General features: G+C 63.8%; 1 protein-coding gene. It reads right to left on the reverse strand.

The annotated features are described in order from the left end of the window. Positions 1–1,022: elongation factor Tu (gene tuf, locus AC27VN_RS42280; protein WP_490880638.1), on the reverse strand; the 1,022-nt coding region annotated here is incomplete at both ends.

A 1,022-nucleotide genomic window follows, 5' to 3' on the forward strand; every position in this document is an offset into this window, starting at 1 on the left:
ATGGCGAAGCGCAGGCCTTCTTCCATCGCGATCGGGTTGATCAGCTTCACGGTGATGCTGACGTTGTCGCCAGGCATGACCATTTCCTTGTCCTTCGGCAGCTCGATCGCGCCGGTCACGTCCGTCGTGCGGAAGTAGAACTGCGGACGGTAGTTGTTGAAGAACGGCGTGTGACGGCCGCCCTCGTCCTTCGACAGAACGTACACCTCGGCGGTGAAGTGCGTGTGCGGCTTGATCGAACCGGGCTTGCACAGCACCTGGCCGCGCTCGACTTCTTCGCGCTTCGTGCCGCGCAGCAGCACGCCCACGTTGTCACCGGCTTGACCTTGGTCCAGCAGCTTGCGGAACATTTCCACGCCGGTGCAGGTGGTCTTGACCGTCGGGCGGATGCCCACGATTTCGATTTCTTCACCGACCTTGATCACGCCGCGCTCGACAGCGCCGGTCACCACGGTACCGCGACCCGAGATCGAGAACACGTCTTCCACGGGCATCAGGAACGTGCCGTCCACGGCGCGCTCGGGCGTCGGGATGTACGTGTCCAGGGCCTCGGCCAGCTTCATGATCGCGCCTTCGCCGAGCTCGCCCTTGTCGCCTTCCAGGGCCAGCTTCGCCGAGCCGTGGATGATCGGGGTGTCGTCGCCGGGGAATTCGTACTTGTCGAGGAGTTCGCGAACTTCCATTTCGACCAGCTCGAGCAACTCCTTGTCGTCGACCATGTCGCACTTGTTCAGGAACACGATGATGTAGCCCACGCCCACCTGGCGAGCCAGCAGGATGTGCTCACGCGTCTGGGGCATCGGGCCGTCGGCGGCCGAGCACACCAGGATCGCGCCGTCCATCTGGGCGGCGCCGGTGATCATGTTCTTCACGTAGTCGGCGTGGCCGGGGCAGTCGACGTGTGCGTAGTGGCGGTTGGCCGTTTCGTACTCGACGTGCGCGGTGTTGATCGTGATGCCGCGGGCCTTTTCTTCGGGCGCAGCGTCGATCTGGTCGTAGGCCTTCGCTTCGCCGCCGAACTT

Source organism: Variovorax sp. 20P10.2.4, assembly GCF_058244205.1.